Annotated in this window: 26 protein-coding genes and 1 tRNA gene; 10 read left to right on the top strand and 17 right to left on the bottom strand. The window is 73.6% G+C overall.

Annotated features, from left to right (window positions below; translation table 11 throughout):
- Positions 1–72: 72 nt before the first annotated feature.
- The 5 genes from KUM03_RS30260 to KUM03_RS30240 form a co-directional block, all read right to left on the bottom strand.
- Positions 73–1,245 carry an amidohydrolase family protein gene (locus KUM03_RS30260; RefSeq protein WP_217253571.1) on the bottom strand — a complete coding sequence of 391 codons (1,173 nt, stop codon included), beginning with the start codon at positions 1,243–1,245 and terminating at the stop codon, positions 73–75.
- A 1-nt stretch (position 1,246) separates the two neighbouring features.
- Entirely contained in the window at positions 1,247–2,647 is a 1,401-nt protein-coding gene (locus tag KUM03_RS30255; RefSeq protein ID WP_217253569.1) for a glutamine synthetase family protein, read from the bottom strand.
- Positions 2,648–2,752: 105 nt separating this feature from the next.
- Positions 2,753–3,601 carry a hypothetical protein gene (locus tag KUM03_RS30250; RefSeq protein WP_217253567.1) on the bottom strand — a complete coding sequence of 283 codons (849 nt, stop codon included), beginning with the start codon at positions 3,599–3,601 and terminating at the stop codon, positions 2,753–2,755.
- Between the two features lie 106 nt (positions 3,602–3,707).
- Complete coding sequence (locus tag KUM03_RS30245; protein ID WP_217253565.1) at positions 3,708–4,358, bottom strand: endonuclease; 651 nt, start codon at positions 4,356–4,358, stop codon at positions 3,708–3,710.
- 485 nt (positions 4,359–4,843) lie between these two features.
- Entirely contained in the window at positions 4,844–5,653 is an 810-nt protein-coding gene (locus KUM03_RS30240; protein ID WP_217254070.1) for an alpha/beta hydrolase, read from the bottom strand.
- Positions 5,654–5,801: 148 nt separating this feature from the next.
- On the opposite strand from KUM03_RS30240, the gene KUM03_RS30235 reads away from it, so the two are divergent.
- The 4 genes from KUM03_RS30235 to KUM03_RS30220 all read left to right on the top strand — a co-directional run bounded on the left by KUM03_RS30235 (position 5,802) and on the right by KUM03_RS30220 (position 10,237).
- Positions 5,802–6,989, top strand: coding sequence for a thiolase family protein (locus KUM03_RS30235; RefSeq protein ID WP_217253562.1), 1,188 nt, complete (start codon positions 5,802–5,804; stop codon positions 6,987–6,989).
- A 61-nt stretch (positions 6,990–7,050) separates the two neighbouring features.
- Positions 7,051–8,562, top strand: coding sequence for a long-chain fatty acid--CoA ligase (locus KUM03_RS30230; protein WP_217253559.1), 1,512 nt, complete (start codon positions 7,051–7,053; stop codon positions 8,560–8,562).
- A 73-nt stretch (positions 8,563–8,635) separates the two neighbouring features.
- Positions 8,636–9,424 carry a sulfite exporter TauE/SafE family protein gene (locus tag KUM03_RS30225; protein ID WP_217253557.1) on the top strand — a complete coding sequence of 263 codons (789 nt, stop codon included), beginning with the start codon at positions 8,636–8,638 and terminating at the stop codon, positions 9,422–9,424.
- A gap of 45 nt (positions 9,425–9,469) precedes the next feature.
- Positions 9,470–10,237, top strand: coding sequence for a cobalt-precorrin-6A reductase (locus KUM03_RS30220; protein WP_217253555.1), 768 nt, complete (start codon positions 9,470–9,472; stop codon positions 10,235–10,237).
- A gap of 23 nt (positions 10,238–10,260) precedes the next feature.
- Here the strand turns inward: KUM03_RS30220 and KUM03_RS30215 are convergent, their stop codons facing one another.
- The 3 genes from KUM03_RS30215 to KUM03_RS30205 all read right to left on the bottom strand — a co-directional run bounded on the left by KUM03_RS30215 (position 10,261) and on the right by KUM03_RS30205 (position 13,820).
- The gene (locus tag KUM03_RS30215) at positions 10,261–12,333 is read right to left on the bottom strand and encodes an MDR family MFS transporter (protein WP_217253552.1); all 2,073 of its coding nucleotides are present in this window, start codon (positions 12,331–12,333) and stop codon (positions 10,261–10,263) included.
- A gap of 86 nt (positions 12,334–12,419) precedes the next feature.
- Positions 12,420–13,193: a precorrin-6A synthase (deacetylating) gene (gene cobF, locus KUM03_RS30210; protein WP_217253550.1), complete on the bottom strand. Its 774-nt coding sequence runs from the start codon at positions 13,191–13,193 to the stop codon at positions 12,420–12,422.
- Between the two features lie 72 nt (positions 13,194–13,265).
- Positions 13,266–13,820, bottom strand: coding sequence for a DUF309 domain-containing protein (locus KUM03_RS30205; RefSeq protein ID WP_217253547.1), 555 nt, complete (start codon positions 13,818–13,820; stop codon positions 13,266–13,268).
- Between the two features lie 98 nt (positions 13,821–13,918).
- On the opposite strand from KUM03_RS30205, the gene KUM03_RS30200 reads away from it, so the two are divergent.
- A tRNA-Pro gene (locus KUM03_RS30200) sits at positions 13,919–13,992 on the top strand.
- A 61-nt stretch (positions 13,993–14,053) separates the two neighbouring features.
- Here the strand turns inward: KUM03_RS30200 and KUM03_RS30195 are convergent.
- Genes KUM03_RS30195 through KUM03_RS30185 form a run of 3 tightly spaced genes read right to left on the bottom strand, consistent with a single transcriptional unit; the run spans position 14,054 to position 16,712 of the window.
- Entirely contained in the window at positions 14,054–14,482 is a 429-nt protein-coding gene (locus KUM03_RS30195) for an ankyrin repeat domain-containing protein (RefSeq protein WP_217253545.1), read from the bottom strand.
- Positions 14,483–14,526: 44 nt separating this feature from the next.
- Positions 14,527–15,543 (bottom strand): SDR family NAD(P)-dependent oxidoreductase, encoded by a 1,017-nt coding sequence (locus tag KUM03_RS30190; protein ID WP_217253544.1) that lies wholly within the window; start codon positions 15,541–15,543, stop codon positions 14,527–14,529.
- The gene (locus KUM03_RS30185; RefSeq protein WP_217254069.1) at positions 15,540–16,712 is read right to left on the bottom strand and encodes a glycosyltransferase; all 1,173 of its coding nucleotides are present in this window, start codon (positions 16,710–16,712) and stop codon (positions 15,540–15,542) included. Before KUM03_RS30185 ends, KUM03_RS30190 begins: the two co-directional genes overlap by 4 nt.
- A gap of 105 nt (positions 16,713–16,817) precedes the next feature.
- On the opposite strand from KUM03_RS30185, the gene KUM03_RS30180 reads away from it, so the two are divergent.
- Positions 16,818–17,504: a response regulator transcription factor gene (locus tag KUM03_RS30180; protein ID WP_217253542.1), complete on the top strand. Its 687-nt coding sequence runs from the start codon at positions 16,818–16,820 to the stop codon at positions 17,502–17,504.
- Positions 17,501–18,940, top strand: coding sequence for a cell wall metabolism sensor histidine kinase WalK (locus KUM03_RS30175; protein WP_217253540.1), 1,440 nt, complete (start codon positions 17,501–17,503; stop codon positions 18,938–18,940). Before KUM03_RS30180 ends, KUM03_RS30175 begins: the two co-directional genes overlap by 4 nt.
- A 35-nt stretch (positions 18,941–18,975) precedes the next feature.
- Here KUM03_RS30175 and KUM03_RS30170 read toward each other — a convergent pair whose 3' ends face one another.
- Entirely contained in the window at positions 18,976–19,419 is a 444-nt protein-coding gene (locus tag KUM03_RS30170; RefSeq protein ID WP_217253537.1) for a MarR family winged helix-turn-helix transcriptional regulator, read from the bottom strand.
- A 110-nt stretch (positions 19,420–19,529) separates the two neighbouring features.
- On the opposite strand from KUM03_RS30170, the gene KUM03_RS30165 reads away from it, so the two are divergent.
- From KUM03_RS30165 to KUM03_RS30155, 3 genes are all read left to right on the top strand, one after another.
- Positions 19,530–20,087 carry a quercetin 2,3-dioxygenase gene (locus KUM03_RS30165; protein ID WP_217253535.1) on the top strand — a complete coding sequence of 186 codons (558 nt, stop codon included), beginning with the start codon at positions 19,530–19,532 and terminating at the stop codon, positions 20,085–20,087.
- Positions 20,088–20,174: 87 nt separating this feature from the next.
- A complete protein-coding gene (locus KUM03_RS30160) occupies positions 20,175–20,888 on the top strand; it encodes an NUDIX domain-containing protein (protein WP_217253533.1) in 714 nt (237 codons plus the stop codon).
- Positions 20,889–20,903: 15 nt separating this feature from the next.
- Positions 20,904–21,254 (top strand): hypothetical protein, encoded by a 351-nt coding sequence (locus KUM03_RS30155; protein WP_217253531.1) that lies wholly within the window; start codon positions 20,904–20,906, stop codon positions 21,252–21,254.
- Here the strand turns inward: KUM03_RS30155 and KUM03_RS30150 are convergent.
- From KUM03_RS30150 to iolC, 5 genes are read right to left on the bottom strand one after another with little or no spacing between them, the layout of a single operon-like run.
- Positions 21,244–22,029, bottom strand: coding sequence for a GntR family transcriptional regulator (locus KUM03_RS30150; protein ID WP_217253529.1), 786 nt, complete (start codon positions 22,027–22,029; stop codon positions 21,244–21,246). The two genes, KUM03_RS30155 and KUM03_RS30150, sit on opposite strands and share 11 nt — an antisense overlap.
- Positions 22,030–22,061: 32 nt before the next feature.
- Positions 22,062–23,939 carry a 3D-(3,5/4)-trihydroxycyclohexane-1,2-dione acylhydrolase (decyclizing) gene (gene iolD, locus KUM03_RS30145; protein ID WP_217253526.1) on the bottom strand — a complete coding sequence of 626 codons (1,878 nt, stop codon included), beginning with the start codon at positions 23,937–23,939 and terminating at the stop codon, positions 22,062–22,064.
- Positions 23,936–24,829 carry a 5-deoxy-glucuronate isomerase gene (iolB, locus tag KUM03_RS30140; RefSeq protein WP_217253523.1) on the bottom strand — a complete coding sequence of 298 codons (894 nt, stop codon included), beginning with the start codon at positions 24,827–24,829 and terminating at the stop codon, positions 23,936–23,938. The genes iolD and iolB overlap by 4 nt, the downstream gene beginning before the upstream one ends.
- Positions 24,830–24,861: 32 nt before the next feature.
- Positions 24,862–25,749 (bottom strand): deoxyribose-phosphate aldolase, encoded by an 888-nt coding sequence (locus KUM03_RS30135; RefSeq protein ID WP_217253522.1) that lies wholly within the window; start codon positions 25,747–25,749, stop codon positions 24,862–24,864.
- A 13-nt stretch (positions 25,750–25,762) separates the two neighbouring features.
- On the bottom strand, positions 25,763–26,725 hold the full coding sequence (gene iolC, locus KUM03_RS30130; RefSeq protein WP_217253520.1) for a 5-dehydro-2-deoxygluconokinase: 963 nt from the start codon (positions 26,723–26,725) through the stop codon (positions 25,763–25,765).
- Positions 26,726–26,905 lie beyond the last annotated feature (180 nt).

Genomic DNA, 26,905 nt, shown 5'->3' with positions numbered 1-26,905 from the left:
TCGCTTGATCATACTTTCAGCCGTTCCTGCTTCCCGGGCGGCGCTCCGGGACTGTGATGGGCGCCACGCCGCTCAGCCGTCGTCCGGAGCCTCGTCGTCCGGTGCTTCTTCGCGCGGACCGCCCGGCAACCGGTAGACCCGGCGCGCGTTGTCGCGCCCCGCCCAGCGCGCGATGCGCAGCGCGTCCGGCAGGGCCATCTCGTCGGCGGCCACCCGCTCCCGCAGCAGCCCGCCCAGTCCCTGCCGGAAGGCCAGCGCCCCCAGGTGGTGGAACTCGGCCACTCCGTAGGCGTCGGAGCTGTACAGCAGCTTGCGGAACGGCGTGATCTCCAGCGCCTCCGCGAGGATCGCGCCCGCCCGGGCGGGACCGACGTGGTGCAGGGTGAGGCCTACGTCGACGTAGACCCGTTCGAAGACCGCCGACAGGTAGGCCGCCTGGCGCTGGTAGGGCCAGCAGTGCAGCAGCAGGACCGGGATCGTGCCGGCGGTCAGGTGCAGCCAGTCGGTCAGGTGGGTGGGGTCCACGCGGTGCATGCGGATGTCGCTGTCCCCGAAGCCGGTGTGCAGCTGCAAGGGGCGTCCGAGGTCCACCGCGGTCCACAGCAGGTGCCGTACGAGCACCGGGTCGTCGAGCCGGCCGCCGCGGGCCAGCCAGTGCCGGGCGGCCTCGGTGACCTCCGCAGGCGAGGGCCGCGCCGGGTCCAGGTCGAAGCCGGTGCGGTAGGCCGCCACCGACTTGACGCCCACCACGCCCGGCCGCCGTACCGCCTCCCAGGCCGCCGCCCGGAATGCCGCCGCGTACGCGTCCGGTTCGACGCCCCGGGCCGCCACCGACTCCGCGACGCACTCCAGCCGCACCACCTCGTACGCCACCGCGCCCGCGGCCCCGGCCAGTTCCCCCGGTGTCGTCACCCGGTCCGGGGCGAACCCGGTGTCCACGCAGAACACCCCGGTGCCCGCCGCGCGCAGGAACCGCCGGTTGACCTCCTCGGCGCCCAGTTCGGCCCGCCGGGCCACGTACACGTCGGCGGGCGCGTGGCGGGGCAGGTCCAGCAGGGGAGCGCAGTGGCGGCGGACCGCCAGGCCTACGGGGCTGTCGAAGGGGGAGACTCCGGGCCACGCCTCGCCCTCGGTGAGCAGGGACTCGAAGCCAGCCCGGTCCAGGCTGTGGGCGACCGCGCCGTGGCAGTGGTGGTCGACCAGTTCCAGCGTGGCGAGCCGCTCCTCGACGGGGCCGGCCGCCATGTCAGTACTTCCAGCGGTAGGCCGCCGCCACGCCGTCGTCGTCCAGCCCGTCGACCGCCGCGATCTCGCCCCGCCGCACCGCGATCACGGCGTCGGCGAGGACGGGCCCGAGCGCGGCCCGGAGCACACCGTCCGCGCGGAACGCCCCGACCGCCTCCGCGAGGGACACCGGCAGCCGGCGCACAGCCCGGGCCGCGGCCTCGGCGGCGTCGAGCCGGGCCGGGTCGCCTGTGGTCTCCTCGGGCAGCGACGCGGACGACGCGAGCCCGTCCAGTCCGGCGGCGATCACCGAGGCGAGCGCGAGGTAGGGGTTGGCGGCCAGGTCGACCGGTTTGACCTCCAGGTTCGCCGCCCGGTCGCGCACGCCGGTGGTGCCGGTGACGATCCGCAGGGCGGCCTCGCGGGTCTCCCGGCCCCAGGCGGTGAACACCCCCGCCCACTGCGAGGGACGCAGCCGCAGACGACTGGCCGGGCTCGGCGCGGTCATCGCGGTGAGCGCCGGGAGGTGGTCCAGCACCCCGGCCACGAAGGACTCGGCCTCGGCCGTCATCCCGTACCGGCCCGGACCGCCCGCGTGCAGGTTCCGCCCGTCGCGCCAGGCGGAGAGGTGGAGGTGCCCGCCGTTGCCGACGCCCTGTCCGAGGACCGCCGGGGCGAAGGAGACCCGCAGCCCGTGCCGCCGGGACACGGCCCGGATCGTCTGCCGCACCAGCACACTGCGGTCGGCCGCCGCCACCGGGTCGAGGGCACCGACCGAGATCTCGAACTGCCCCGCCGCGTACTCGGGATGCAGCTGCTCCACGTCCACGCCCTGCGCCGCGAGCGCCGCCAGCAGGTCGGCGGCGCAGTCGCTCAGCTCGATCTGCCGCACGGCGCCGTACGCCGGTCCGGACACCGCCGGGACGAAGTCGTCGCCGTCCGTGTCGCCCCGGCCCACCACCCACTCGATCTCTACGGCGGCCTTGAAGGAGAGCCCGTACGACCGGGCGGCCTCGGCGACGATCCGGCGCAGCACGGTGCGACCGCAGGCCGGGTGCGGCTCGCCCTCCTGCGTGATCCGGTCGACGGGCGCCCACGCCCAGCCGGGCTGTGCGGCCAGTACGGTCAGCCGGTCGAGGTCGGGATAGAGGCGCAGATCGCCGTCGGGGGAGCCGAGGACGTCCGTGGTGACGATCGCGTCGTTCGCCAGGAACGTGTCGAACACCGGGGACATGCCGACGCCCCAGGCAGCGGCCGAGGCGAGCTTCGCGGTGGGCACGGTCTTCACCCGGCCGATCCCCGCCGTGTCGACGTACGCCAGCACCACCCCGTGCACGTCCTGCCCGGTCAGCTCCGCGCTCAGCGCGGTGGCCCGCTCGACCTCACCCGGACGCCCGCCGGGAACGGGGTCGCCATCGATCACGTCTCGGCTCCTTCGCGCGTGCGCCGCCCGCCGCACACCATTGTGCCGTCCGGTGATCACCCTGTCCGGGTTTCGCCGCAGATGCCGAGAGTCGGCGTGGGTGGTTCAGTCCAGGTTGGTGGGCTGCGGGGACGGCGTCCCGCCCTCCAGTACGGTCTTCAGCCGCTCGGTGCCCTGGCGCGCGCCCTGCTCGACGGCGGTGATCTCGCGCCCGTCCAGGCCGCCGCCGGTGACGGTGAGGGCGGAGCCGCCGACGCGTACGGCGGCGATGTCGAGGGTGAGCGTGGCCGGGTTGCCGGCGGCGGGGCCCCGCAAGGTCACGTGCAGCCCCTCGCGGGCGTCGCCCAGCTCGGGCACCGAGGCCTCGGTCACCTGGACGGTGCGCTTCTCGCCCGTCTCGCCGGTCGCGGTGAACTCGTCGCAGTCGACCGGCAGGGAGTCCATCCACTTCAGGGCGTCGTCCAGGGCCGCACGGTCGTAGGCGGCGACCTGCTCCAGCAGCCGGGAGTCGCCCTGCTCGAAGCCGGTGAGCGCCGACGCGCCCGACGGCTTGCCCAGCAGGTCCTGGCTGTAGAGGCGGTCGAGCAGCCGCTGGCACTCGGCGGCGTCGGTCTTGGCGGTGAGGAAGTCGGAGACGTCGACCTCGTTGATGAGCAGGCTGTCGCGCCACTTCTCGGCGTCGTCGACCCGGTTCCAGTCGCCCTCCAGGTCGGCCTCGGTGAGCAGGGCCGCCTTGGCGCCGGATTCCGTGAGGGTGGAGGGAGAGGCGCTGGGGGACCCGGTGGGGGCCTTCTCAGCGGCGTCCTGCTCGGCGGCGCGGGCCTGTTCGGCGGCGGTGTCCGCGGCCGCCGTCGAACCACCGCCGCCGTCCGAGCAGGCCGCGGTGGTGAGCAGCGCGCCCACGGCGAGGGCGGAGGCCACGAGACGGAGAGGGGGGACGGGACGACGGCTCATCGCGGATGCCTCCTGGGACGTTGCACGGTGTCCTCAGGGCATCACCGCCCCCGCCGGGCCACCAGCGCACGCGGCTGTCCGGGTGACCCGGCGCCGAGAGGGCCCGTCACCCGGCGCGGTCGAGGGTGTCCTCGGCGACCTCCTTGTCCACCGAGGCCCGCACCAGCGCCGCCGCGAGGACCGCGGGATCCGTCCTGCCGGCGAGGTCCAGCAGCCGGTCGGGTTCCTTCGGCAGGCCGAGGCGTTCCGCGCCCTGGAGGGCCTTGCGGTCCAGGTAGGGTGCGGCCTCGGGCCAGACCCGCTGGACCTCGCGCAGGAAGATGTCCGCGCCGGTCGGGCCGACCCCGGGGAACTCCTGGAGCAGCCGCCGCACCTCGGGGACCTCTCCGTCCGCCTCCTCCCGCAGCCGGCGCAGATCCCCGCCCCACCGCTCGGTCAGCAGTTCCGCGGCCTCGCCGAGCTGCGTGGCGGTGCGTTCGTCGTAACGCCGGTATCCGCCCCGGCCGAGCGCGTCCACCCGTTCCTGCCAGTCCGCGTCGGCCATGCGGCGGGGGTCGCTGAGCCCGGCTTCCTGGAGGGCGCGGGCGGTGGCCACGGCGATCGAACCGCGGATGCGGGCGCTGAGCAGGTGGGCGAGGACCAGCAGCCGGTACAGCGGCTGCGGGGTGTCCTTCAGCGCGATGCCCGCCTCCTCCGCGTACGTCTGCCCGTGCGCGTCGACCAGTTCCCGTACGACGCGTTCCTGGTCCCGGCCCACGGCTACGGCTTCAGGGGGTCGTGCCCGACCGTCATGAGGCGGTGCCTGAGGCGGCTGTCGTCGGGCTCGGGTTCGTTCTCCGCGCCTTGAGGGCGTCCGGTCGGCCACGGGACCGGGTAGGCTGTGTGCCGTGCGTTGCGAGAATCAAGCGCGTACACCGTGCTGATCGAGAACCAAGACAGCACATGCACGTCCAAGCTTGTGGTCCCAAACCGGGCTGGTTTCAACCCGGCTGGTATTGATCGTGGAAGACCTGCCTGGTCGCTGACCCGGCAGGCAGCGTGAGCCAGGAATCTCCCTGCTTCGGCTGGGAGAGGATTCAACACGCGGTGGAAGTCCTCCCACAGCGCGTCGAGTTCGAGGGCGTCGGCCATGAGGTGCCCCTCCGTCGGTCGTGGTGCCTGCGTACGCGGCGCGGGTGCCCATCGGGCAACGGGGCAAACGCCCCGGTGGGCGGCTTGCGCCGCTCCCGGACGTCCGGCCGCTCAGCGGGCGAGCACGCCGTCCAGGAAGCGCGTGACGTCCGCGAAGACCTCCGCCCGGTTCGTCTCGTTGAACAGCTCGTGCCGGGCGCCCGGGTAGATCCGCTCGGTGAGGTCACCGCCGCTGAGCGCCTCCACGCCGGGACGGCTGCCGGGCAGCGGCACCAGCCGGTCGTCGTCGCCGTGCACCCACAGCAGGGGCAGCGGGCCGACGTCGCCGCCCTTGGCCACGGTGTCCAGGGTCCGTACGAACGCCTCGGCCGTCGGCCGCTTCATCGGCCCGTGCCACACCAGCGGGTCCGCCGCGTACGCCGCGCCGACCGCCGGGTCCCGGGAGAGGGCGGACGGGCTGATCGGCTTGTCCGGGATCTCGTCCAGGGCGAGCAGGGTGCGCGGCAGCTCCCAGTCGCCGATGACCGGCCCGGACAGCACCAGCGCGGTCAGCTCGCCGCGGTGGCGCTGGGCGTAGCGGGAGGCGATCAGGCCGCCCATCGAGTGCCCGACCATGACCACCGGCAGCTCCGGGTGATCGGCCCGGGCCCGTTCCGCCACGGTGTGCACGTCGGTGACCACGTCCTCGAAGTCCTCGATCAGCACCCGTTCCCCGTCCGAGCGCCCGTGGCCGGTGTGGTCCACGCCGTAGACGGCGGCCCCGTGCCGCGTCAGTACGCCGGCCACATCCTCGTAGCGGCCGATGTGCTCGCCGTAGCCGTGCACCAGCAGTGCCACGTACGCGGGCCGCTCGGCGGGCCACTCACGGGCGGTGAGCCGTCCCCGCGTTCCGGCCAGGTCGTGCTCGCGGGCCTCGGTCATGTCTCCTCCGGCTGCGTCGGTGACGGTCACGGGGGGATCTTCCCAGGGAGGCGCCCGGCGGTCTATAGTCCAAAACTAGCAGTGCTAATTAAGTCAGTCGGTAACGTGTCGGTCCGCCCCGGCGGCCGAGCGACGGTCAGGAGACCCCGTGCGCCCCGTCCACTTCGCGGCCGCCCGCCGCACCCCGATCGGCAAGCTCCGCGGCGCCCTGTCCACCGTGCGCCCCGACGACCTCGCCGCCGCCGTGATCCGGGGCCTGGTCGCCGACGTCCCCGCCCTCGACCCGGCCCGCATCGACGACGTCTACTGGGGCGCCGCCAACCAGGCCGGCGAGGACAACCGCAACGTCGCCCGCATGGCCGCCCTCCTCGCCGGTCTGCCCGACTCCGTCCCCGGCGCCACGGTGAACCGGCTGTGCGCCTCCGGCCTGGAGGCCGTCACCTCCGCCGCCCGCACCATCGCCGCGGGCGAGGCCGACATCGTGCTCGCCGGCGGCTCGGAGTCGATGAGCCGCGCCCCCTTCGTACTGCCCCGCCCCGACGAGGCCCTGCCGCACCGCGTCGAGACCGCCGACACGCGGCTCGGCTGGCGCCTGGTCAACCCGGCGATGAGGGAACTGCACGGCCTGCTGGCCATGGGCGAGACCGCCGAGGAGGTCGCCGAACGGTACGGCATCCCGCGTGAGCGCCAGGACGAGTTCGCGCTGCGCAGCCACCGCCTGGCCGCCGAGGCCCGCAAGAACGGCCACTTCGACGACGAGATCCTCCCGGTCGAGCGCCCCGACGGCGTGGTCGTCGACAGCGACGAGTGCGTCCGCGAGGACACCTCCGTCGAGAAGCTGGCCCGCCTCAAGCCGGTCTTCCGCCCCGGCGGCACGGTCACCGCGGGCAACGCCTCCCCGATGAACGACGGCGCCGCCGGCCTCCTCCTGGTCAGCGAGGAGGCCCTGAACGAGCTGGGTCTTGAGTCACTGGGCCGGTACGTCGCCGGCGGCTCCGCCGGTGTCCACCCGGACGTCATGGGCATCGGCCCGGTCCCCGCCACCCGCAAGGTCCTGGCCCGCGCCGGCTGGAACGTCGACGACCTCGCGGCGGCCGAGTTCAACGAGGCGTTCGCCGCCCAGGCCCTCGCCTGCGTCGACCAGCTCGGCGTCGACCCCGACCTGGTCAACCCCACCGGCGGCGCCATCGCGCTGGGCCACCCGCTCGGCTGCTCCGGCGCCCGCATCCTCACCACCCTGCTCCACCGCATGCGCCGCACCGGCGCGGGCCGCGGGCTCGCCACGATGTGCGTCGGCGTGGGGCAGGGCAGCGCGCTGCTGGTCGAACGGCACTAGCCGCGTCCGTCGACGCCACCCACCCCTCGCAGAGCCGCAGCAAGGAACGGAGCAACATCCCATGGCAACCCTCTCCGTCGCCGCCATCCTCGCCGAGAACGCCCGGCGCCGCCCGGACAAGGAGGCGCTGGTCGAGGGCGACCTGCGGCTGACCTTCGCCGAGGTGTGGCGGCGGGCCCGGGCCCAGGCCGGCGCCCTCACCGGCCTGGGCGTGCGGCCGGGGGACCGGGTCGCCCTGATGGCGCCGAACACCGCCGACTTCCCGCAGGCGTACTACGCGATCGCCGCGGCCGGCGGCGTGGTCGTACCGGTCCACCTGCTGCTGTCGCCGACCGAGGTCGAGCACGTGCTGCGCGACAGCGGCGCGACGCTGCTGCTGTGCCACCCGGCCCAGGCGGAGACCGGAGCCACCGCCGCGCGGGAGACGGGCGTACGTATGATCACCCTCGGTGACGAGCTGGGCAAGCTCGCCGCCGACGCCGAGCCGCTGCCCTCCTACGTCACCCGCGATGCCGACGACCCGGCCGTCGTCTTCTACACCAGCGGCACCACGGGCGTCCCCAAGGGCGCCGTGCTCAGCCACTTCAACCTGGTGATGAACGCGACCGTCAACGCCTTCGACGCCAACGACATCCGGCCCGACGACATCGCGCTCGGCGCCCTGCCGCTGTTCCACGCCTTCGGCCAGACCGTCTCCCTCAACTCCACCTGGCGCGCGGGCGCCACCCTCGTCCTGCTGCCCCGCTTCGACGCGGCGCGCGCGATCGAGCTGATGGTGGTGGAGAAGGTCAACACCTTCCACGGCGTGCCGACCATGTTCGTCGCCCTCGCCGCCGCCGCGTCCGAGGCGGGCGCCCTGCCCGACCTGCGCGTGTGCATCTCCGGCGGCGCATCGCTGCCCGTGGCGGTACTGGAGCGGTTCGAGGAGGCGTTCGGCGCCAAGATCTACGAGGGGTACGGGCTGTCGGAGACCTCCCCGGCGGCGGCCGTGAACCAGCCGGTGTTCGGCGCCAGGCCCGGCACGATCGGCCACCCGCTGTGGGGCGTGGACGTGGAGATCGCCCGCGCTGAGGTCGAGGGCAGCGTCGAGCTGCTGCCGCCGGGCGAACTGGGCGAGGTCGTCGTACGCGGCCACAACGTCTTCTCCGGCTACCTGGGCCGCCCCGAGGCCACCGCCGAGGCGCTGGTCGACGGCTGGTTCCGCACCGGGGACCTCGGCACCAAGGACGACGAGGGGTTCCTGCGGATCGTCGACCGGAAGAAGGACGTCGTCATCCGCGGCGGCTACAACGTCTATCCGCGCGAGGTCGAGGAGGTGCTGATGCGCCACCCCGGCATCGCGCAGGTCGCCGTCATCGGCCTCCCGGACGAACTGCACGGCGAGGAGGTGTGCGCGGTCGTCGTCCCCGCCGACGACGCGGCACCGGACGCCGCCGAGGTCGTCGAGTGGTCCAAGCGGCACCTCGGCAAGTACAAGTACCCGCGCCGCGTGGAGTTCGCGCGGGAACTGCCGCTGGGACCGAGCATGAAGGTGCTGAAGAGGGAACTGCGGGCGCGGTACGCGCACCGCTGACGGCCCATTAAGGTCCGTACGGCGAGACGGTGCTTACGACGCCGGTGGGGTGCGCATAGCATCGGTGCCCGCAATGGACACCATGACGCTCTGGCACCTCACCGGCTGGGAATTCACCGCCCTCGCCTTCGCCGCCTTCCTCGTCGGTTTCTCCAAGACCGCCGTGAGCGGCGCCAACACGGTCAGCCTCGCGATCTTCGCGGCGGTCCTGCCGGCCCGCGCCTCCACCGGCATCCTGCTGCCGGTGCTCATCGCCGGCGACATCCTCGCCGTCCTCACCTACCGGCGCCACGCGCACTGGCCCACGCTGTGGCGGCTGTTCCCGGCGGTGGGGGCCGGCGTGGTCGTGGGCACCGTGTTCCTGGTGTGGGCCGACGACGCGGTCGTCAGGACGTCGATCGGCGTGATCCTGCTGGTGATGGCCGGGGTGACGGTGTGGCGCCGACGGCAGGCCGACACGGCCAGGCAGTCCGACGCGGACGAGCCCGACGGGGGTGCCTCACCGGCCGGGCGCGTGAAGGCCCGTTCGTACGGCGTCCTGGGCGGTTTCACCACCATGGTCGCCAACGCGGGCGGTCCGGTGATGTCGATGTACCTCCTCTCTGCGGGCTTCCGCAAGCTCGGCTTCCTCGGCACGTCGGCCTTCTTCTTCCTGATCGTGAACGTGTCCAAGCTGCCCTTCAGCGCCGGTCTGGGACTGATCGACGGACGCTCGCTGTTCCTCGACGCCGCGCTCGTGGTGTTCGTGGTGCCCGGCGCGTTCATCGGCAAATGGGCTGTGACCCGCATCAACCAGCGGTTGTTCGAGCGCCTGGTCATCGCGGCGACCGTCGTGGGCGGGCTGCAACTGCTGCTGCCCTGAGGGGGCCGCGGTCCCGGCCCGGTCGAGGGGCCGTACTCTCGGCCCATGTCCCGTCGTCCGTCCCCGCACGTGCTGATCCTCGGCGGCACCACCGAGGCCCGCCGCCTGGCCGCCGACCTGGCCTCCCGGCCGGGCGTCCGCGTCACCACATCCCTCGCCGGACGGGTGACCCGCCCGGGCACCCTCGCCGGGGAGGTGCGGACCGGCGGATTCGGCGGGGCGGAAGGGCTGGCGGGCTGGCTGCGGGAGCGGCGGGTGGACGCCCTCGTCGACGCGACCCACCCCTTCGCCGCGCGCATGTCGTCGAACGCCGCCCAGGCCGCGGCGGCCACCGGCACCCCCGCCGTCTTCCTGCGCCGCCCGGGCTGGCAGGCCGGCCCCGGCGACGACTGGCACCCGGCCGCCTCCCTCACCGAGGCCGCCGACCTGCTGCCGGACCTCGGCGGCCGCGTCTTCCTCACCACCGGCCGCCTCGGCCTCGCCGCCTTCGCGCACCTGTCCGCGCTCCACTTCCTCGTCCGCTCGGTGGAGCTCCCCGAGCCGCCCCTGCCGCCGGACATTCGCGTGCTGACCGCCCGCGGCCCCTTCTCGGTGGCCGACGAGACGGCCGTCCTGCGCGAGCACCGCATCGACGTGCTGGTCACCAAGGACAGCGGGGGAGCGGCCACCGCGGCCAAGCTGACGGCGGCCCGGGACCTCGCCCTGCCGGTGGTCGTGGTCCGCAGACCCCCGTTGCCGGACGGCGTGTCCGCGGAGCCCGACGTCCGGGCGGTGCTGGAGCGGCTGGAAGGGCTGGGCCTCACCGGGCCGTGACCGGCCGGCGTGCTCCGTCTCCCTCAGCGGGTCGCGGCAGGCTGCCGCACCCGCTCCGGCAGGCCGCTGCTCAGGTCCTCGACCAGCAGACGCTTGGCGATGGAGTCGACCGCGGCCCGCAGGTCCGCGTCGGTGGGCCGGCCGACGTCCTGCTCCAGGCGGTCCTCCAGCCAGGCGGCCCAGGCCCGGCCGATGACCAGGGCCTCACGGGAACCCGCCTCGGTGTGCGAGAGCAGGGAGCCGTGACGGGTCAGGAACCCCTCCTCCACCATGCGGTCAAAGACCGGCAGCAGTACCTCGGGCGGCACCCGGCGGCGGGCGGCGATCAGCCCGAGGCTGGCGTGCCCGACCAGCCGCGTGAACAGCTCGACCTGCATCACGGCCCACGCGCCGGCGACATCGAGCCGGGTGTCGCTGTCCGCGATGATCCGCCGGGCGGTGTCCAGCTCGGTACTGCCGATGATCTTGCCGACGGAGGCCTCCAGCGCCCGTCTGCTGTCGGCGTCGTGCGGCGAGGCGAAACCCTCGCCCATGTCGGTGGAGCCCAGCCGGGCGCTGTCGCGCAACTGCACCTGCTTGAGGAACAGCGCGACGATCAGACCGAGCGCCGCGACCGGCACCGTCCACAGGAACACGGTCTGGATGGTGTCCGCGTACGCGCCGACGATCGGCGCCGACGCCTCGGGCGGCAGCCGGTGCACGCCCTCCGGGCTGGTCGCCGCCCTGCCGATCACGGCCGGATCGGCGGCGCCGGTGCCCGCGGCGGCCGCGACGCCGTCGCGCAGGTTGGGGGTGAGGGCGTTGGCGTAGATCGTGCCGAAGACGGCCGTGCCGAAGGAACTGCCCAGCGTGCGGAAGAAGGTGACGCCGGAGGTCGCGGTGCCGAGGTCGGCGTAGTCGACGGTGTTCTGCACGGCGATGGTCAGCACCTGCATGGACAGGCCGATGCCGGTGCCCAGCACGAACATGTACAGCGACTCCAGCCACGCTCCCGTGGACGGCCCCATCAGGGACATCAGGTACAGGCCGACGCCCATCACCAGCGTGCCCACGATCGGGAACACCCGGTACCGCCCGGTCCTGCTGACCACGCTGCCGCTGAAGACCGAGGCGATCAGCAGACCGGCCACCATCGGCAGCGTCCGCACGCCCGAGACGGTGGCCGAGTCGCCGTCGACGTACTGCAGGTAGGTCGGCAGGTAGGTCAGCGCGCCGAGCATCGCGAAGCCGACGATGAAGCTGAGGATCGAGCAGACCGTGAACACCGGGTTGGAGAACAGCCGCATCGGCAGCATCGGCTCGGCCGCGCGGGTCTCCACCCAGCAGAACAGACCGAGCGCGAGCAGCCCGCCCGCGAACAGACCGACGATGACCGCCGAACCCCATGCGTACTCGTTGCCGCCCCAGCTGGTCGCCAGGATCAGCGCGCTCGCGCCCACCGCCACCAGGGCGATGCCCAGGTAGTCGATGACGGGCCGGGCGGCCGACTTCACCACCGGGATGGTGCGGGCTGCGGCGATGACGACGACGATCGCGATGGGCACGTTGACGTAGAACGCCCAGCGCCAGGACAGGTGGTCGGTGAACAGCCCGCCCAGCAGCGGCCCGATGACCGTCGCCACCCCGAACACCGCGCCGATGGCGCCCTGGTACTTGCCGCGTTCCCGCAGGGGGATGACGTCCGCGATCAGGGCCATCGACGTGACCATCAGACCGCCCGCGCCGACGCCCTGCATCGCCCGCCAGATGATCAGCAGCGGCATGCTCGTGGCCAGTCCGCACAGGAACGAACCCGTGATGAAGACGACCGCCGAGACCTGGAAGACGACCTTGCGGCCGAACATGTCGCCGAACTTGCCGACCAGCACCGTAGCCACGGTCTCCGCGAGCAGGTACGAGGTCACCACCCACGACATGTGCTCGCCGCCGCCCAGGTCCGACACGATCGTCGGCAGCGCGGTGCCCACGATCGTCTGGTCCAGGGCCGCCAGCAGCATGCCGAGCATGATCGTGACGAAGACGACGTTGCGGCGGCGCTTGTCCAGCACGGGCGGCTGGGCGGCGGCGGTCCGGGGCGTTTCCTCGGCGACTGTCACACGGTCACGATCACACCGGTGCACGGGCCACGCATGCGGGGGCGGTCCGCCCGGGTACGGTCGCCGGTCGGGCCCGCCCGGTCCGGTCAGCCGTCGCCGGGGTTGCGCCGCAGGAGGTACGTGTCCATGATCCAGCCCTTGCGCTCCCGGGCCTCGGCGCGCAGCCGCTCGATGCGGGGCGCGGCCTCGGCGATCGGGCCGGAGGCGAGGATCTCGTCCGGGGTGCCTATGTAGGCGCCCCAGTAGATGTGGATGTCCTGGTCCGCGTACTGCCGGAAGACCTGGTGGGCGTCGAGCATCACCACGATGTCGTCCACCCCCTCCGGGAAGCCCTCCGCGAGCCGCCGCCCGGTGGTGATCTGCACCGGCCGCGCCACCCGGTTCAGCCCGGTGCGGTGCCGGGCGACGAGCGAGGAGACGCTGCTGACGCCCGGCACGACGTCGTACTCGAACGCCACCGTGCCGCGCTCCAGGATCTCCTCCAGGATGCCCAGCGTGCTGTCGTACAGTGCGGGGTCGCCCCACACCAGGAAGGCGCCGCTCTCGTCCTCGCCCAGCTCCTCGGCGATCATCCGCTCGTAGATGCCGGCGCGGGCGCTGCGCCAGTCCTCGACGGCGGGGGAGTAGTCCGCACCGCCGGCGCGCCGGTCCCGCTCGGGGTCCCGCGCCTCGACGATCCGGTACGTCCCCTCCGGTACGTGCGTCTCCAGCATGTCCCGGCGCAGCCGCACCAGGTCGGCCTTCACCTCGCCCTTGTCCAGGACGAAGAACACGTCCGTGCTCCGCAGCGCCCTGACCGCCTGCAGGGTGAGCTGGTCGGGGTCGCCCGCGCCGATACCGATCACATGAATTGTCCGCACGCCACGAGTCTGCCGTACGCCACTGACAGTGCCCTTGCCGGGCCGCCCCTCAGCCCCGCGGCCGGGCCGCCTTCACCCCCGCAGCCGCGGCGCCCGCACCCCCGCGTCCACGGACGCGCCGCCCTCCACCTCGCCCGCCAGCGCGCGGGCCCACTCGGCGACCCCGCCCAGGTCCATCCCGTACGGCCGCTCCAGCCCGGCCCCCGACGCCGCCCAGTCGGTCACGGCCCCGGCCCCGCGCCGCAGCAGCCTGGCGCCGCCCGTCACATTGCCGCGGGCCGCGTGGGTGAGCCCGACGGCCAGCTGGGCCATCCCCCGCCACAGCTCCCGCTCCTTCTCGGGCCCCGACTTCCAGGCGTCCTCGAAGACCTCGTGCGCGTGGAACGGCTTCCCCTCGTCCAACAGCCGCTGCGCCTCGGCCACCGTCTCCTCCGGCTCCCGCACGACACCCTCCGGCTGGCGGGGGACACCGTCCGTGCCGTACGGCAACGGGCGGCCGAGCCCGTCCCGGGGCCTGGCGTTGCGCGCCCGCCCCTCGTCGTCGCGATCCCGCGCGTCCACCGGCCGGCCGGAGGCCGTACGGTCCGTCGTCGCGCTGTCCATGGGGGTGTCGGCAGGGCTGTCCATGGGCCGATTGTCCCTCGCCGTGCCCGCTTAGGCGTGGCCCGGCGGGTGAGGTAAAGTGCTGTCCGCGTGATCGCGCGGTGCACCGCGCGTGAGCACACCGGGACGTGGCGCAGCTTGGTAGCGCACTTGACTGGGGGTCAAGGGGTCGCAGGTTCAAATCCTGTCGTCCCGACGGTGATGTGACGAAGGGGCCTTCGCGGGCCGACCGCCCGCGAAGGCCCCTTCGCTGTGTCCTATGGCTGTGGCCGTGGTCGGCCCCCGGCGGCGACCAGGAGGTCGGCGGACTCGCCGTGCGACCCGTGCGTCGCCCAGTCCAGCGGGGTCCAGCCCGTGCCGTGGTCCTCCCTGAGGTTCGGGTCGGCGCCGGCTTCCAGGAGGGCGCGGACGGCCTCCGTGTGGCCCCAGCAGGCCGCCCCGCACAGCGGTGTCCCCTCCGAGCCGATCCCGCTCTCCGTGTCGGGCGAGGCCCCGGCCGCCAGCAGCACGCGGACGAGGTCGGCGGCCCCGTTCACGGACGCCTGGTACAGCGGCGTGGTGCCGGCGGCGTCGGCCGTCTCCGCAGGCGCGCCCGAGCGCAGCAGCGCGCGCACCTGGGCGAGGTCGCCGACCAGCACGGCCGTGACGAGACGCTCCGACAGCTTCTTCCTCCGTCGTCTGTTCACGGGCGTCGAGCCTAGTGAGCCCGCCGCACCACCGCCCCGCCGGGTCAGACCTGGTAGCGCTCCGCGGCGAACAGGTGCAGGTGCTCCTTCACCCAGTCCGAGGTCCGGCGCAGTCCGTCCGCCAGCTCGACCCGCGGCTCCCAGCCCGCCCACTCGCGGGCGCGGGAGTTGTCGGACAGGAGCCGCTGCACCTCGCTGCCGCCGGGCCGCAGCCGGGCCGGGTCCACGACGATCTCGGCGTCGCTCCCGGAGGCGACGGTGAGGGCCTGCGCCAGGTCGCCGATGGATATCTCGCGGCCCGAGCCGAGGTTGACCACCTGTCCGAGGGCCCGGTCGCAGTCGGCCATGGCCAGAAAGCCCCGCGCGGTGTCGGTGACGTAGGTGAAGTCGCGGGTCGGGGTGAGCGAGCCGAGTTTGATCGTGCGGGCGCCGGAGTGGAGCTGGGCGAGGATCGCCGGGATCACCGCGCGGGCGGACTGCCGGGGGCCGTAGGTGTTGAAGGGGCGCACCACCGTCACCGGGAGTTCGAAGGCGTGCCAGTGGGACAGGGCCATCATGTCGGCGCCGATCTTGGACGCGGAGTACGGCGACTGGGGCTGGAGGGGGTGGCTCTCGGCGATGGGCGCCGTGCGGGCCGTGCCGTACACCTCGCTGGTGGAGGTGTGCACCAGGCGGCGCACCCGGTGGCGCCGGCAGGCCTCGGCGACGTTCTCGGTGCCGACGACGTTCGTCTGCACATAGGCGCCCGGGGAGTCGTAGCTGTACGGGATGCCGATGAGCGCGGCAAGGTGGAAGACCGTGTCGCAGCCCTCCACAGCGTCCATCACCCGGCCCGCGTCGCGAACGTCGCCGGTGAACGTCTCGACCAGCGGGTGGTTCAGCAGGTGGGCGAGGTGGCCCTTCTCGGCGTACGGCTTGTAGTGGGTGAACGCCCGGACCCGGGCGCCCTGGGCGACGAGCAGTTCGACGAGTGCGGAGCCGATGAAGCCCTCGGCGCCGGTGACCAGGACCTGGCGGTCGGTCCAGTCGGCGGTGCGGGCGGTGGCGGCGGCGTTGTTCACGGGGTGTGCTCCAGGAAGTGGGTGGGCAGGGGGTGGCCGGCGAGGTGCAGTACCTCGGCGGCGAGCAGGTCGGCGGCGTGTGCGTGCGGGCCGGGGTCGGCGGCCGACTCCATGGCGGCGAGCCGCGCAGGATCGGCCAGCAGCGGGTCGATCAGCTCGGCGAGCCGTGTCGCGGAGGTCTCGGCGTCGGGGAGCAGGAGACCGGCCCCGACGTCGGTCAGCACCCGGGCGTTGTGGGTCTGGTGGTCGCCGGGGGCGTGCGGGTAGGGCACGAGCACGGCGGGCACGCCGGTGCTGGCGAGTTCGGCGACGGTCGCCGAACCGGCGCGGCAGATCACCAGGTCGGCGGCGGCGTACACCTGGTCCATGTGGTCCAGGTAGGGCACCACGCGGGCCACCGGACTGCCCGCGAGCCGGAACCGCGCCTCCTCCAGGGCGTCCGGCCCGGTCTTGATCAGCAGGTGCACGTCGGTGCGCCGCCGCCAGCGCCGGGCCAGTTCCGTCGCAGCCTCGGTGAGCCGGGCGGCGCCGAGGCTGCCGCCGTTGACGACGATCAGCCGGGCACCGTCCGGCACGCCCAGCGCGTGCCGGGCCTCATGACGGCGGCCCGCCCGGTCCAGACCGGCGAGGGCCGCCGCGATGGGCATGCCGACGAGGCGGGCGCGCTCCCCGCCGGCGAGCCCCGCGCGGGACCGGTCGAAGGCGACCGTGACGTGCGGGGTGAGCCGGGCGGCGAAGCGGTTGGCGCGGCCGGGGACGGCGTTGGACTCGTGGATGAGGCTCGGCAGCCCCGACCAGCGGGCCCCGAGGATCACCGGGGCGCTCGGGTAGCCGCCCATGCCGACCGCCACCTGGGCCCGCTGCTCGCGCAGGATCGACCGGCACTGCCCGGCGGACCGCACCAGCGCCGAGGGCAGCAGGTAGCGCTTGGCACCGAGGGACGGATCGAAGGGGATCATGTCGACGGTGTGCAGCCGGTACCCGGCCTGCGGGATCAGCCGGGTCTCCAGGCCCCGCGTGGTGCCGACGAAGGAGATCTCCGCCGCCGGTACGGCACGGCGCAGCGCGTCGGCGAGGGCGAGACCGGGGTAGATGTGCCCGCCGGTGCCGCCCGCGCCGATCACCACGGAGAGCCGGGACGGGGGAGCGGGAGGGCCGGCGGGCGGCATGGGGGCCGGTGGGCCGGAGGACGAGTGGGAAGGTCCGAACATGGCCGCCACGGTCACAAGCCGCCCTAAGAAGGTTTTAAGACGCTCCTTTGGCAGGCTGGGCGCGTGCTGAAACGAATCCTGGTGGTCGACGACGAACCCGAGGTGCGGGCCGCGGTCGAGGACGGTCTCACCGTCGAGGGCTACGCGGTGCGGGGCGCCGCCGACGGCCTGGCGGCCCTGTCCGAGCTGGCCGCCTGGCAGCCGGACGCCGTCGTCGTCGACGTGATGATGCCGGTGCTGGACGGGCTCGGGTTCTGCCGCCAGTTGCGGGCCGTCGGCGACCGTACGCCGGTGCTGGTGCTGACCGCGCTCGACTCGGTCAGCGAACGGGTCGACGGACTGGACGCCGGGGCCGACGACTACCTGGTCAAGCCCTTCGCGCTGGACGAGCTGACCGCGCGGGTGCGGGCCCTGCTGCGCCGGGCGGACACCGGCGTGCCGGAACCGGGCGACCGGCTGTCCTACGCCGACCTGGTGGTGGACCCGGCGACGCGCACCGGGCGGCGCGGGGAGCGGGCCATCGAGTTCAGCCGGACCGAGTTCACACTGCTGGAGGAGCTGCTGCGCAACCCCGGGCAGGTGCTCACCCGGGAGACGCTCTTCGAGCGGGTCTGGGGCCGCGACTTCGGGCCCGGTTCCAACTCGCTGGCGGTCTACGTCGGCTACCTGCGCCGCAAACTGGAGGCGGAGGGCGAACCGCGCCTGGTGCACACCGTGCACGGGGTGGGCTACCGCCTGGGTACGGCATGAACCGGCCGGACCCGGCCGCCACCGAAGGCAGCCCCGCCGCCACCGCCTCCGGCACCACCCGGCCGCCGCGCCGATGGTGGAACGGCATCGTGCCGCGCCCCCGACGGCTGCGCTCCCGGCTGGCGCTGGCGGCCTCGGCCGCCGTCGTGCTCGTCACCGTCGGCGTGTGCACGGCCGCGTTCCTCGTGCTCCGCTACAAGCTCTACCAGCAGGTCGACCAGAGCCTCGCCCAGTCGGCCACCCTCGTCGCACGGGAGGCCCGGGACGGCGAACCGGCCGTGCTGCGCGGCGAATGCCGCTACCTGGGCGCCCCGGCCTGTGCCCAGACGGTCCCGCCCGACCGCGCCGACGATCCGGCGGAGCCGTACGTCCTGCCCGTGTCCCCGGCGGTCCGCGAGGTCGCGGCCGGACGCCGGGCGCCCTACTACCGGGACATCACCGTCGCCGGGCACCCCGCCCGCATGCTCACCACCACCTTCGGCCACGGCACCGCCGTCCAGGTCGCCCTGCGCTCCGACGTCGCCGAGCGCGGTGTGCGCCAGACCGCCTGGCTGCTGATCGGCGTCGGCGGGGCCGGCGTGGTCGTCGCCGGACTGCTCGGCTACGCGGTCTCCCGTACCGGCCTGCGCCCCGTCACCCGGCTCACGGCCACGGCGGAACGGGTGGCCGCCACCCGCGATCCGCGCCACCGCATCGAGCTCCCGCCGGGCGGCCGGCACCGGGGCGACGAGACCACACGGCTGGCGACGACCTTCAACACCATGCTCGACGAGCTGGACCGCTCGGTGACCGCCCAGCGCCGCCTCATCGCCGACGCCTCCCACGAACTGCGCACCCCGCTGACCGCCCTGCGCACCAACGCCGAACTCCTCGCGCGCGCCGACCGCCTGCCCCCGGACCGGCGCGAGCGGGCGGCCGGCGCCCTGGTCCGGCAGCTGGAGGACGTCACCAGCCTGGTCAACGACCTGATCGAGCTGGCCCGGGACGAGGAACCGCAGCCGCTCCTGGAGCAGATCGACCTCGCCGCCCTCACCCGGCACACGGTGGACACCGCCCGCGAGCGCTGGCCCCACCTCACCTTCACCCTGGACGTCGCCGACCGCGCGGCGGGCGTGCTGCGCCCCGGCATCCCGGCGCGGCTGGCCCGGCTGCTCGGCAACCTGCTGGACAACGCGGCCAAGTTCAGTCCGCCGGGCGGCACGGTCGAGGTCGCGCTGACCGAGCGGGAGCTGACCGTGCGCGACCACGGGCCCGGCATCGCGGCCGAGGACCTGCCGCACATCTTCGACCGCTTCTACCGGGCGCAGTCCGCCCGCGCACTGCCCGGTTCGGGACTCGGGCTGGCGATGGCCCGCCAGATCGCCCGCACGCACGGCGCGGAACTCACCGCCGAGCGGGCACCTGGTGGAGGGGCGCTGTTCCGGCTGACCCTGTGAGTCCGGGGGCCGGCACGTGCTCCGGGCGTCCCTTCCTATGGCGCCCGGACCACCGGCGGCTCCCCGCGCGGCAGGGTCAGGGCGGTGCGCAGCGCCGTGGCCTGCGCGGCGCCGATGCGGTCGGCCAGGACGCCCTCGATGACGGCGAGGGTCTCCTGGGCCCGCCGGTGGACGCGGGTGCCCTCCGCGGTGATGCGGATCAGGCGGCTGCGGGCCGAGGCGGGGTCCGGGACCTGTTCCAGGAGTCCCAGGGCGAGCAGGCCGTGCACGGCCTGGTGGGCGGTCTGGCGGGTGACGCCGAGGCGGCGGGCGAGCTCGGCGACCGTGGTGCCCTCCGCGTCCAGGAACGCGAACACCTGGCCCTGCGCGGCGCTCAGCGGCTGCTCGCCGGCCGCGCGCATGCTCGCCGTCAGGGCGTCGTCGAACCAGCGCTTGGCCGCGGCCAGTCGCAGCGGCATGTTCGGTGCGGCTTCGGTCATCGTTCCTCGGGTCCTCCGGTGCCCGAGCATACGGGCAGCCCGCTACGTCAGGTAGCCTGACACGCATTGAACGTCAGGAAGGCTGACAATCCCCGCGGTCGGAGGCTCCCATGACCATCGAGTTCGCCAGGCGCACCCACTCCCTCATCCCCGCCGAACCGGGCAGGCCCTACTTCATCGAGAAGGGCATGGGCGACCGCGCCCACCTCTTCGGCGACCTGATCACCGTCTACGCGGGCGGTCCGCAGACCGAGAACACCTTCAACTTCTTCACCTGCGAAGGCCCCAAGGGCGACATCATCCCGGCCCACTCCCACCCCGACACCTACGAGGTCTTCTTCGTCACCCAGGGCGCCGTCCGGCTCTTCGTGGAGGACCTGGAGGGTGAGCAGGAGGAGCGGCTCCTGACAGCCGGCGACTTCGGCTTCGTACCCAAGAACTGCCCGCACGCCTACCGCATCGAGCGCCACCACAGCCAGATCGTCGGCGTCGCGGCGGGCCCCGGCGGCACCTTCGAGCGGTTCTTCGAGACCCTCGGCACCGACACCGGCGAACTCGGCCTGCCCCGGCGCCCGTTCGTACCCGAGCCGCACAAGTTCGCCACCGTGCCCGAGCAGTACGACGTGACCTTCCTGCCCGACCACCAGTGGCGCACGGGATCACGGTGAGAGCCCCGCACGCCTGTGGGCACCACGCCGCGTGATAGAAGCGGACATGACCACTTCGCCCCACCCCGTACCCCTGGACGGCCGCCCGTGACCGCCGGCCTCGACACCCCGGACCGCCGCGGCCGCACCGGACTCGACCGGGCCGGCCAGGACCTGACCGGCAACTCCCGGGTCAAGATCACGGACGTACGGCTGCTCTCCAGCCATTGGTACGTCGAACGCACCACGACCTTCGACTTCCAGCGCGCCGACGGCACCTGGAGCACCCAGGAACGCGAGACCCACGACCGCGGCAACGGCGCCACCGTGCTGCTGTACGACACCGAACGCGGAACCGTTCTCCTCACCCGGCAGTTCCGTCTCCCCGTCTACGTCAACGGCCACCCCGACGGCATGCTGATCGAGACCCCCGGCGGGCTCCTCGACGACGAGGACGAGCACCCCGAGGTCGCCGTACGGCGCGAGGTCGTGGAGGAGACCGGGCACACCGTCGGCGAGGTCCGGCACGTCTTCGACGTCTACATGAGCCCCGGCTCGGTCACCGAGCGCGTCAGCTTCTACGCCGCCGCCTACGGCCCCGCCACCCGCACCCACGAGGGCGGCGGCCTCGACGAGGAGGGCGAGGACATCGAGACCCTCGAACTGCCCTTCCGACGGGCCCTGGAGATGATCCGGACCGGCGAGATCGCCGACGCGAAGACCATCATGCTGCTCCAGTGGGCGGCACTGGAAGGCCCCTTCGCTGGCCTCGCCCGGGACGGCGGGGCCGGGAAAAGCGATGGCCCGCCCCGCCTCCGGTGACTACCGTCACCCGGCGTGGACACCACGGACCCGAAGGACATCGTGCGGCGCGGCTACGACGCCCTGGCGGCGCGCTACGACGAGGCGTTCGGAGGTGACACCAAGTACCGGCCGTGGCTCGACGAACTCCGCCGGCTGCGCCCGGGCGGCCGGTTCGTCGCCACCACCGGGCACGGTGCTTGGACCGGCACCGACGAGGACTGGCTCGGCGGCGGCGCCCCGATGTGGTGGAGCCACACCGACGCCGCCGGCTACCGGGAGTGGATCACCCGGGCCGGACTGACCGTCGAACGCGAGGAGTACGTGCCGGAGGGCGGCGACACCGGGCACACCCTCTTCTGGGCGCGCAAGCCCGTCAGCCCTTGACCAGCAGCTGGAAGTCGAACGCGTACCGGGACGCCCGGTAGACGTGCGTCCCGTACTCGACCGGCCGGCCGGTGTCGTCGTACGCCGTGCGCCGCATGGTCAGCAGGGCGGCGCCCTCCTTCTCGTCGAGGCACGCGGCCTCCTCGCGGGCGGCGGTGCGGGCGCCGACGGTCTGGCGGGCGCTGTGCAGGGTGATGCCGGACGCGCGCATCATCCGGTACAGGCCCGTCGACTCCAGCCGGGCACCGTCAAGGTCCAGCAGTCCCGTCGGCAGGTAGTTGCGGAGCAGCGCCACGGGCTGGCCGTGGGTGAGGCGCAGCCGTTCCAGGACGGTGACCTCGCCGCCCTCCGCGATGCCGAGGGCCGCCGCCACGTCGGCGGGGGCCGGGGCGGTCTCGTTGCGCACCACCCGCGTGGTGGGCCCCTGCCCGGCCGCCTCCAGGTCGTCGTAGAGGCTGCTCAGCTCCAGCGGGCGCTTGACCTGGCAGTGCACCACCTGCGTGCCCACCCCGCGCCGCCGGACCAGCAACCCCTTGTCGACCAGGGACTGGATGGCCTGGCGGACGGTGGGCCGGGACAGGCCGAGGCGGACGGAGAGGTCGACCTCGTTGCCCAGGAGGTTGCCCGGGGCGAGGACGCCGTGTTCTATCGCCGCCTCCAGCTGCTGGGCGAGCTGGTAGTAGAGCGGCACCGGACTGCTCCGGTCCAGCGCGAAGTCCAGGGTGCTGAGCGCGGGGGCGGTCACGGCACGTGCCCGGTCGCCGGTTCTCGCCATGGGCGTACCTCCCTTGCGTCGGTGACGGGCTCTCAGAGGTGGCGGCGGCGGTCGGCGACCGCGCGTTCGTACTGCGCCCGGGCGTCGGCGGCGGCCTCGCGGGCGGACACCTCGGCCACCGGAACGTCCCACCAGGCCTCGGCGGCGGGAGCGGTCGGCGTGGGGTCGGTCTCGACGTAGACGCAGGTCGGCCGGCCCGACGCGCGGGCCGTGCGCAGGGCCTCGCGCAACTCCCGTACGGTCTTGGCGCGCAGCACCTCCATGCCGAGGCTGGCCGCGTTGGTGGCGAGGTCGACGGGCAGCGGAGCCCCCGTGAAGGAGCCGTCGGGCACCCGGTGGCGGTACGCCGTGCCGAAGCGTTCGGCGCCCACCGACTCGGACAGACCGCCGATCGAGGCGTAGCCGTGGTTCTGGACGAGGAGCATCTTCACCGGCAGGTTCTCCTGCACGGCGGTGACGATCTCCGTCGGGTTCATGAGGTACGTGCCGTCGCCGACCAGCGCCCACACCGGCGTACCGGGCGGCGCGGCCTGCTGGACGCCGAGCGCGGCCGGGATCTCGTAGCCCATGCAGGAGTAGCCGTACTCCAGGTGGTACTGGCGCGGGGAGCGGGCCCGCCACAGCTTGTGCAGGTCGCCGGGGAGCGAACCGGCCGCGTTGATCACCACGTCCTCGTCGCCGACGACCGCGTCCAGCGCGCCCAGTACCTGCGTCTGGGTGGGGACGGCGGTGTCGTCGTCGGCGCGGAAGGACGCGGCCACCACCTGCTCCCACCGCTCCTGTCCGGTGCGGTACTCGGACTCGTACGCCGCGTCCACCCGGTGGCCGGACAGTTCCTCGGCCAGCGCCGTGAGCCCGGCCCGCGCGTCGCAGACCAGGGTGCGGGCGGCGAGCTTGTGGGCGTCGAAGGCGGTGATGTTGAGGTTCAGGAAGCGGACGTCCGGGTGCTGGAAGAGGGTGCCGGAGGCCGTGGTGAAGTCCGACCAGCGGGTGCCGACGCCGATCACCAGGTCGGCGGTGCGGGCGAGGTCGTCGGCCACCGTGGTGCCGGTGTGGCCGATGCCGCCGAGGTCGGCCGGGTGGTCGTGGCGGAGCGCGCCCTTGCCGGCCTGGGTGGAGGCGACCGGGATGCCGGTGGCGTCCACCAGCGCCCGCAGCGCCTCCTCGGCCTCGCTGTGGTGGACGCCGCCGCCCGCGACGATCAGCGGGCGTTCGGCGGCGCGGACCGCGCGGACCGCCTCGGCCAGTTCCACCGGGTCGGGCGCCGGTCGCCGTACCCGCCAGACGCGGTCGGCGAAGAACTCCTCGGGCCAGTCGTACGCCTCCGCCTGCACGTCCTGGGGGAGCGCGAGGGTGACGGCGCCGGTCTCGGCCGGGTCGGTGAGCACGCGCATCGCCTGGAGCGCGGAGGCGACGAGGGCCTCGGGGCGGGCGATCCGGTCGAAGTAGCGGGAGACGGGGCGCAGGGTGTCGTTGACGGACACGTCGGCCTCGGTCGGGTGCTCCAGCTGCTGGAGCAGCGGGTCGGCGGCGTGCGAGGCGAAGTAGTCGCCGGGGAGGAGGAGGACCGGGAGGCGGTTGATGGTGGCGAGCGCGGCGCCGGTGACCAGGTTGGTGGCGCCGGGGCCGATGGACGTCGTCACCGCCTGCGCGGACAGGCGGTTCAGGTGGCGGGCGTGGCCCACGGCCGCGTGCACCATGGCCTGTTCGTTGCGGCCCTGGTGGTACGGCATGACGTCGGCGTACTCGACGAGGGCCTGGCCGATCCCGGCCACGTTGCCGTGGCCGAAGATGCCCCAGGTGCCCGTGATCAGGCGGCGCCGTACGCCGTCGCGTTCGGTGTGCTGGGCGGCCAGGAAGCGCACCAGGGCCTGGGCGGTGGTCAGTCGGCGGGTGGCGGCGGCGCTCATGCGGACCTCTCCGGTGCGGTGTAGAGGGGGAGTCGGGGGTCGACGGGCTGTTCCGGCCAGGTGTCGCGGATCCAGGCGTGGTCGGGGTGGTCGCAGATCAGCCAGGCGCGTTCGGCCTCCGGGCCCGCCATGACGTTGAGGTAGTACATGTGGTGGCCGGGGACCGCCATCGAGGGCCCGTGCCAGCCGTCGGGGATCAGTACGACGTCGCCGTCGCGGACCTCGGCCAGCACGTCCGTGCCCCGTCCGTGCCCGGAGGGGGAGACGCGCTGGTAGCCGAGGCCGGGGGTGCCGTCATGGGCCGCGAACTCGAAGTAGTAGATCTCCTCCAGCACCGACTCCTCACCGGGGCGGTGCTCGTCGTGCTTGTGCGGCGGGAAGGACGACCAGTTGCCGCCGGGGGTGATGACCTCGACCGCGATGAGCTTGTCGCACTCGAACGTCCCCGCCGCGCCGAAGTTGTTCACCTGCCGCGAGCAGTTCCCGGTGCCCCGCAGCTCCACCGGCACCGACGACGCAGGCCCGTAGCGGGCGGGCAGGCGGTGGGTGCAGCGGGTGCCGGTGAGGGCGAAGCGGCCCCCGGCGGCGGTCGTCACGGTCGTGCGGGCGTCGCGCGGTACGTACGCGAAGTCGCTGACGCCGCTGAACACGCTCTCCCGGCCGGCGAGTTCGAAGGTGTCCTGGCCGAAGTCGTCGGCCGTGGCGACGGTGCAGGCGCCGCTGAGCGGGAGGACGATCCACTCGCTGTCACCGCTGTCGAAGGTGTGGCTGCCGCCGGGCGGCAGGTGGAGCACGCGCAGGCTGGAGTAGCCCCAGCCGGCCTTCTCCGGTGTCACGTCGACGGCCAGGACCCCGTCCGCCGCCTTGCCCGCCGGGAGGTGGTACGTCATCTCCTCTTCCCCTTTCCTCGTCTCCACGCCGGTCACAGCAGTCCGACCGCCGTGTCCACCGCCTGTTCCACACTGCCCTCGGCCGGGTAGAGCAGCGAGCGGCCGACGACCATGCCCTGCACGGTGGGCAGCCGCAGCGCCTTGCGCCAGCGTTCGTAGGCGGCGGCCTGGTCCGCGGGGGAACCTCCTATGTCGCCGCCGAGCAGGACGGCGGGCAGCGTGGAGGTCTCCAGGACCTGGCCCATGTCGTCTGGGTCCTGGGTGACGGGCAGTTTCAGCCAGGTGTAGGCCGACGTGCCGCCCAGGCCCGAGGCGATCGCGATGGACCGGGTGACGGCCTCGGCGGACAGGTCGTTGCGGACCCGGCCCCCGACGCGGCGGGAGATGAACGGCTCGACGAAGACGGGCAGTTCCCGCGCGGCCATCGCGTCCACCGCGCGGGCGGTCGCCTCCATGGTGGTCAGCGAGCCGGGATCGTCGTAGTCGATGCGCAGCAGCAGCTTGCCCGCGTCGAAGCGGAGCCGGGCGATGTCCTCCGCGCGGTGGCCGGTGAAGCGGTCGTCCATCTCGAAGGCGGCCCCCGCGAGGCCGCCGCGGTTCATGGAGCCCATGACGACCTTGTCGTCCAGCGCCCCGAGCAGCAGCAGGTCCTCCAGTACGTCGGCGGTGGCGAGCACCCCGTCGACGCCGGGCCGGGACAGCGCCGTGCACAGGCGTTCCAGCAGGTCGGCCCGGTTGGCCATGGCGAGCCCGCGGTCGCCGACACCGAGCGCGCCGCGCGCCGGGTGGTCGGCGGCCACGATCATCAGGCGGCCGGAGGCGCCGATCAGCGGACGGCGTACCCGGCGGGCCGCCGCCTCGGCGATCGCCTCCGGGTGCCGGGCTCTGACCGCGGTGAGGTCGGGGATGCTGAGGGACAAGGCGTTGCTCCGTTCAGGGAGTGGCTCGCGCGAGGAGGTCGTCGACCTCCGCCCCGGTGGGCATCGCGGAGGAACAGGCGAGACGGGAGGCGACGAGGGCGCCGGCCGCGTTGGCGTACCGCATGGTCCGCTCCAGGTCCCAGCCGGAGAGCAGACCGTGGCAGAGCGAGCCGCCGAACGCGTCGCCCGCGCCGAGCCCGTTGACCACCTCGACCGGCACCGGGGGCACCTCGGCGCTGCGGCCGTCGCGGTGCACGGCGAGGACGCCCTTCGGGCCCTGCTTGACCACGGCCAGCTCGACGCCGGCCGCCAGCAGCGCCTCGGCGCAGGCGCGCGGCTCGCGTACGCCCGTGGCGATCTCGCACTCGTCGACGTTGCCGACCGCGACGGTCGCGTGCCGCAGCGCCTCGGCGTAGTGCGGGCGGGCCTCGTCGGGGTCGGCCCAGAACATCGGGCGCCAGTCCAGGTCGAAGACCGTGGTGCCGGACTTCGCGCGGTGGGCGAGGGCGGTGAGGGTCGCCGTGCGGCTCGGCTCCTCGCTCAGCCCGGTGCCGGTGATCCAGAAGACGGAGGCGGCGCGGACGGCGTCGAGGTCCAGCTCCTCGGGGTGGATCTCCAGGTCGGGGGCCTTCGGACGGCGGTAGAAGTACAGCGGGAAGTCGTCCGGCGGGAAGATCTCGCAGAACGTGACGGGCGTCGGGTAGGCGGCGACCGGGGTGACCCAGCGGTCGTCGACGCCGAACTCCTTCAGCGCCCGGTGCAGGAAGCCGCCGAACGGGTCCTCGCCCGTGCGGGTGATGAGGGCCGTGGCACGGCCGAGCCGGGCGGCGGCGACCGCCACGTTGGCGGCCGAACCGCCGAGAAACTTGCCGAAGGTCTCAACCTCCGCCAGGGGTACGCCCGTCTGCAAGGGATAGAGATCGACCCCGATGCGGCCCATCGTGATCAGATCGAAACGCGGGACTGACTCGGCCATGTGCGACGCTCCTCGGGCTGGGCGGGGGGCCTGCCGCCTCCCAGGTGTATGACTCCCGGACGACCATGTCAATACTTTGTACTTACATTCGGACCTGTGAGTGAAATGATGTCTTGACAAAGTATTGACAGCGGGCGTCTCAAGGACTTGTATCCGGACCCAGCGCAGCAACAGCCGTTC

The organism is Streptomyces sp. AC602_WCS936, from assembly GCF_019049125.1.
Classification (GTDB): domain Bacteria; phylum Actinomycetota; class Actinomycetes; order Streptomycetales; family Streptomycetaceae; genus Streptomyces.
Note: the sequence above shows the minus strand (reverse complement) of the source record. Positions and strands in the feature narration are given on the sequence as shown.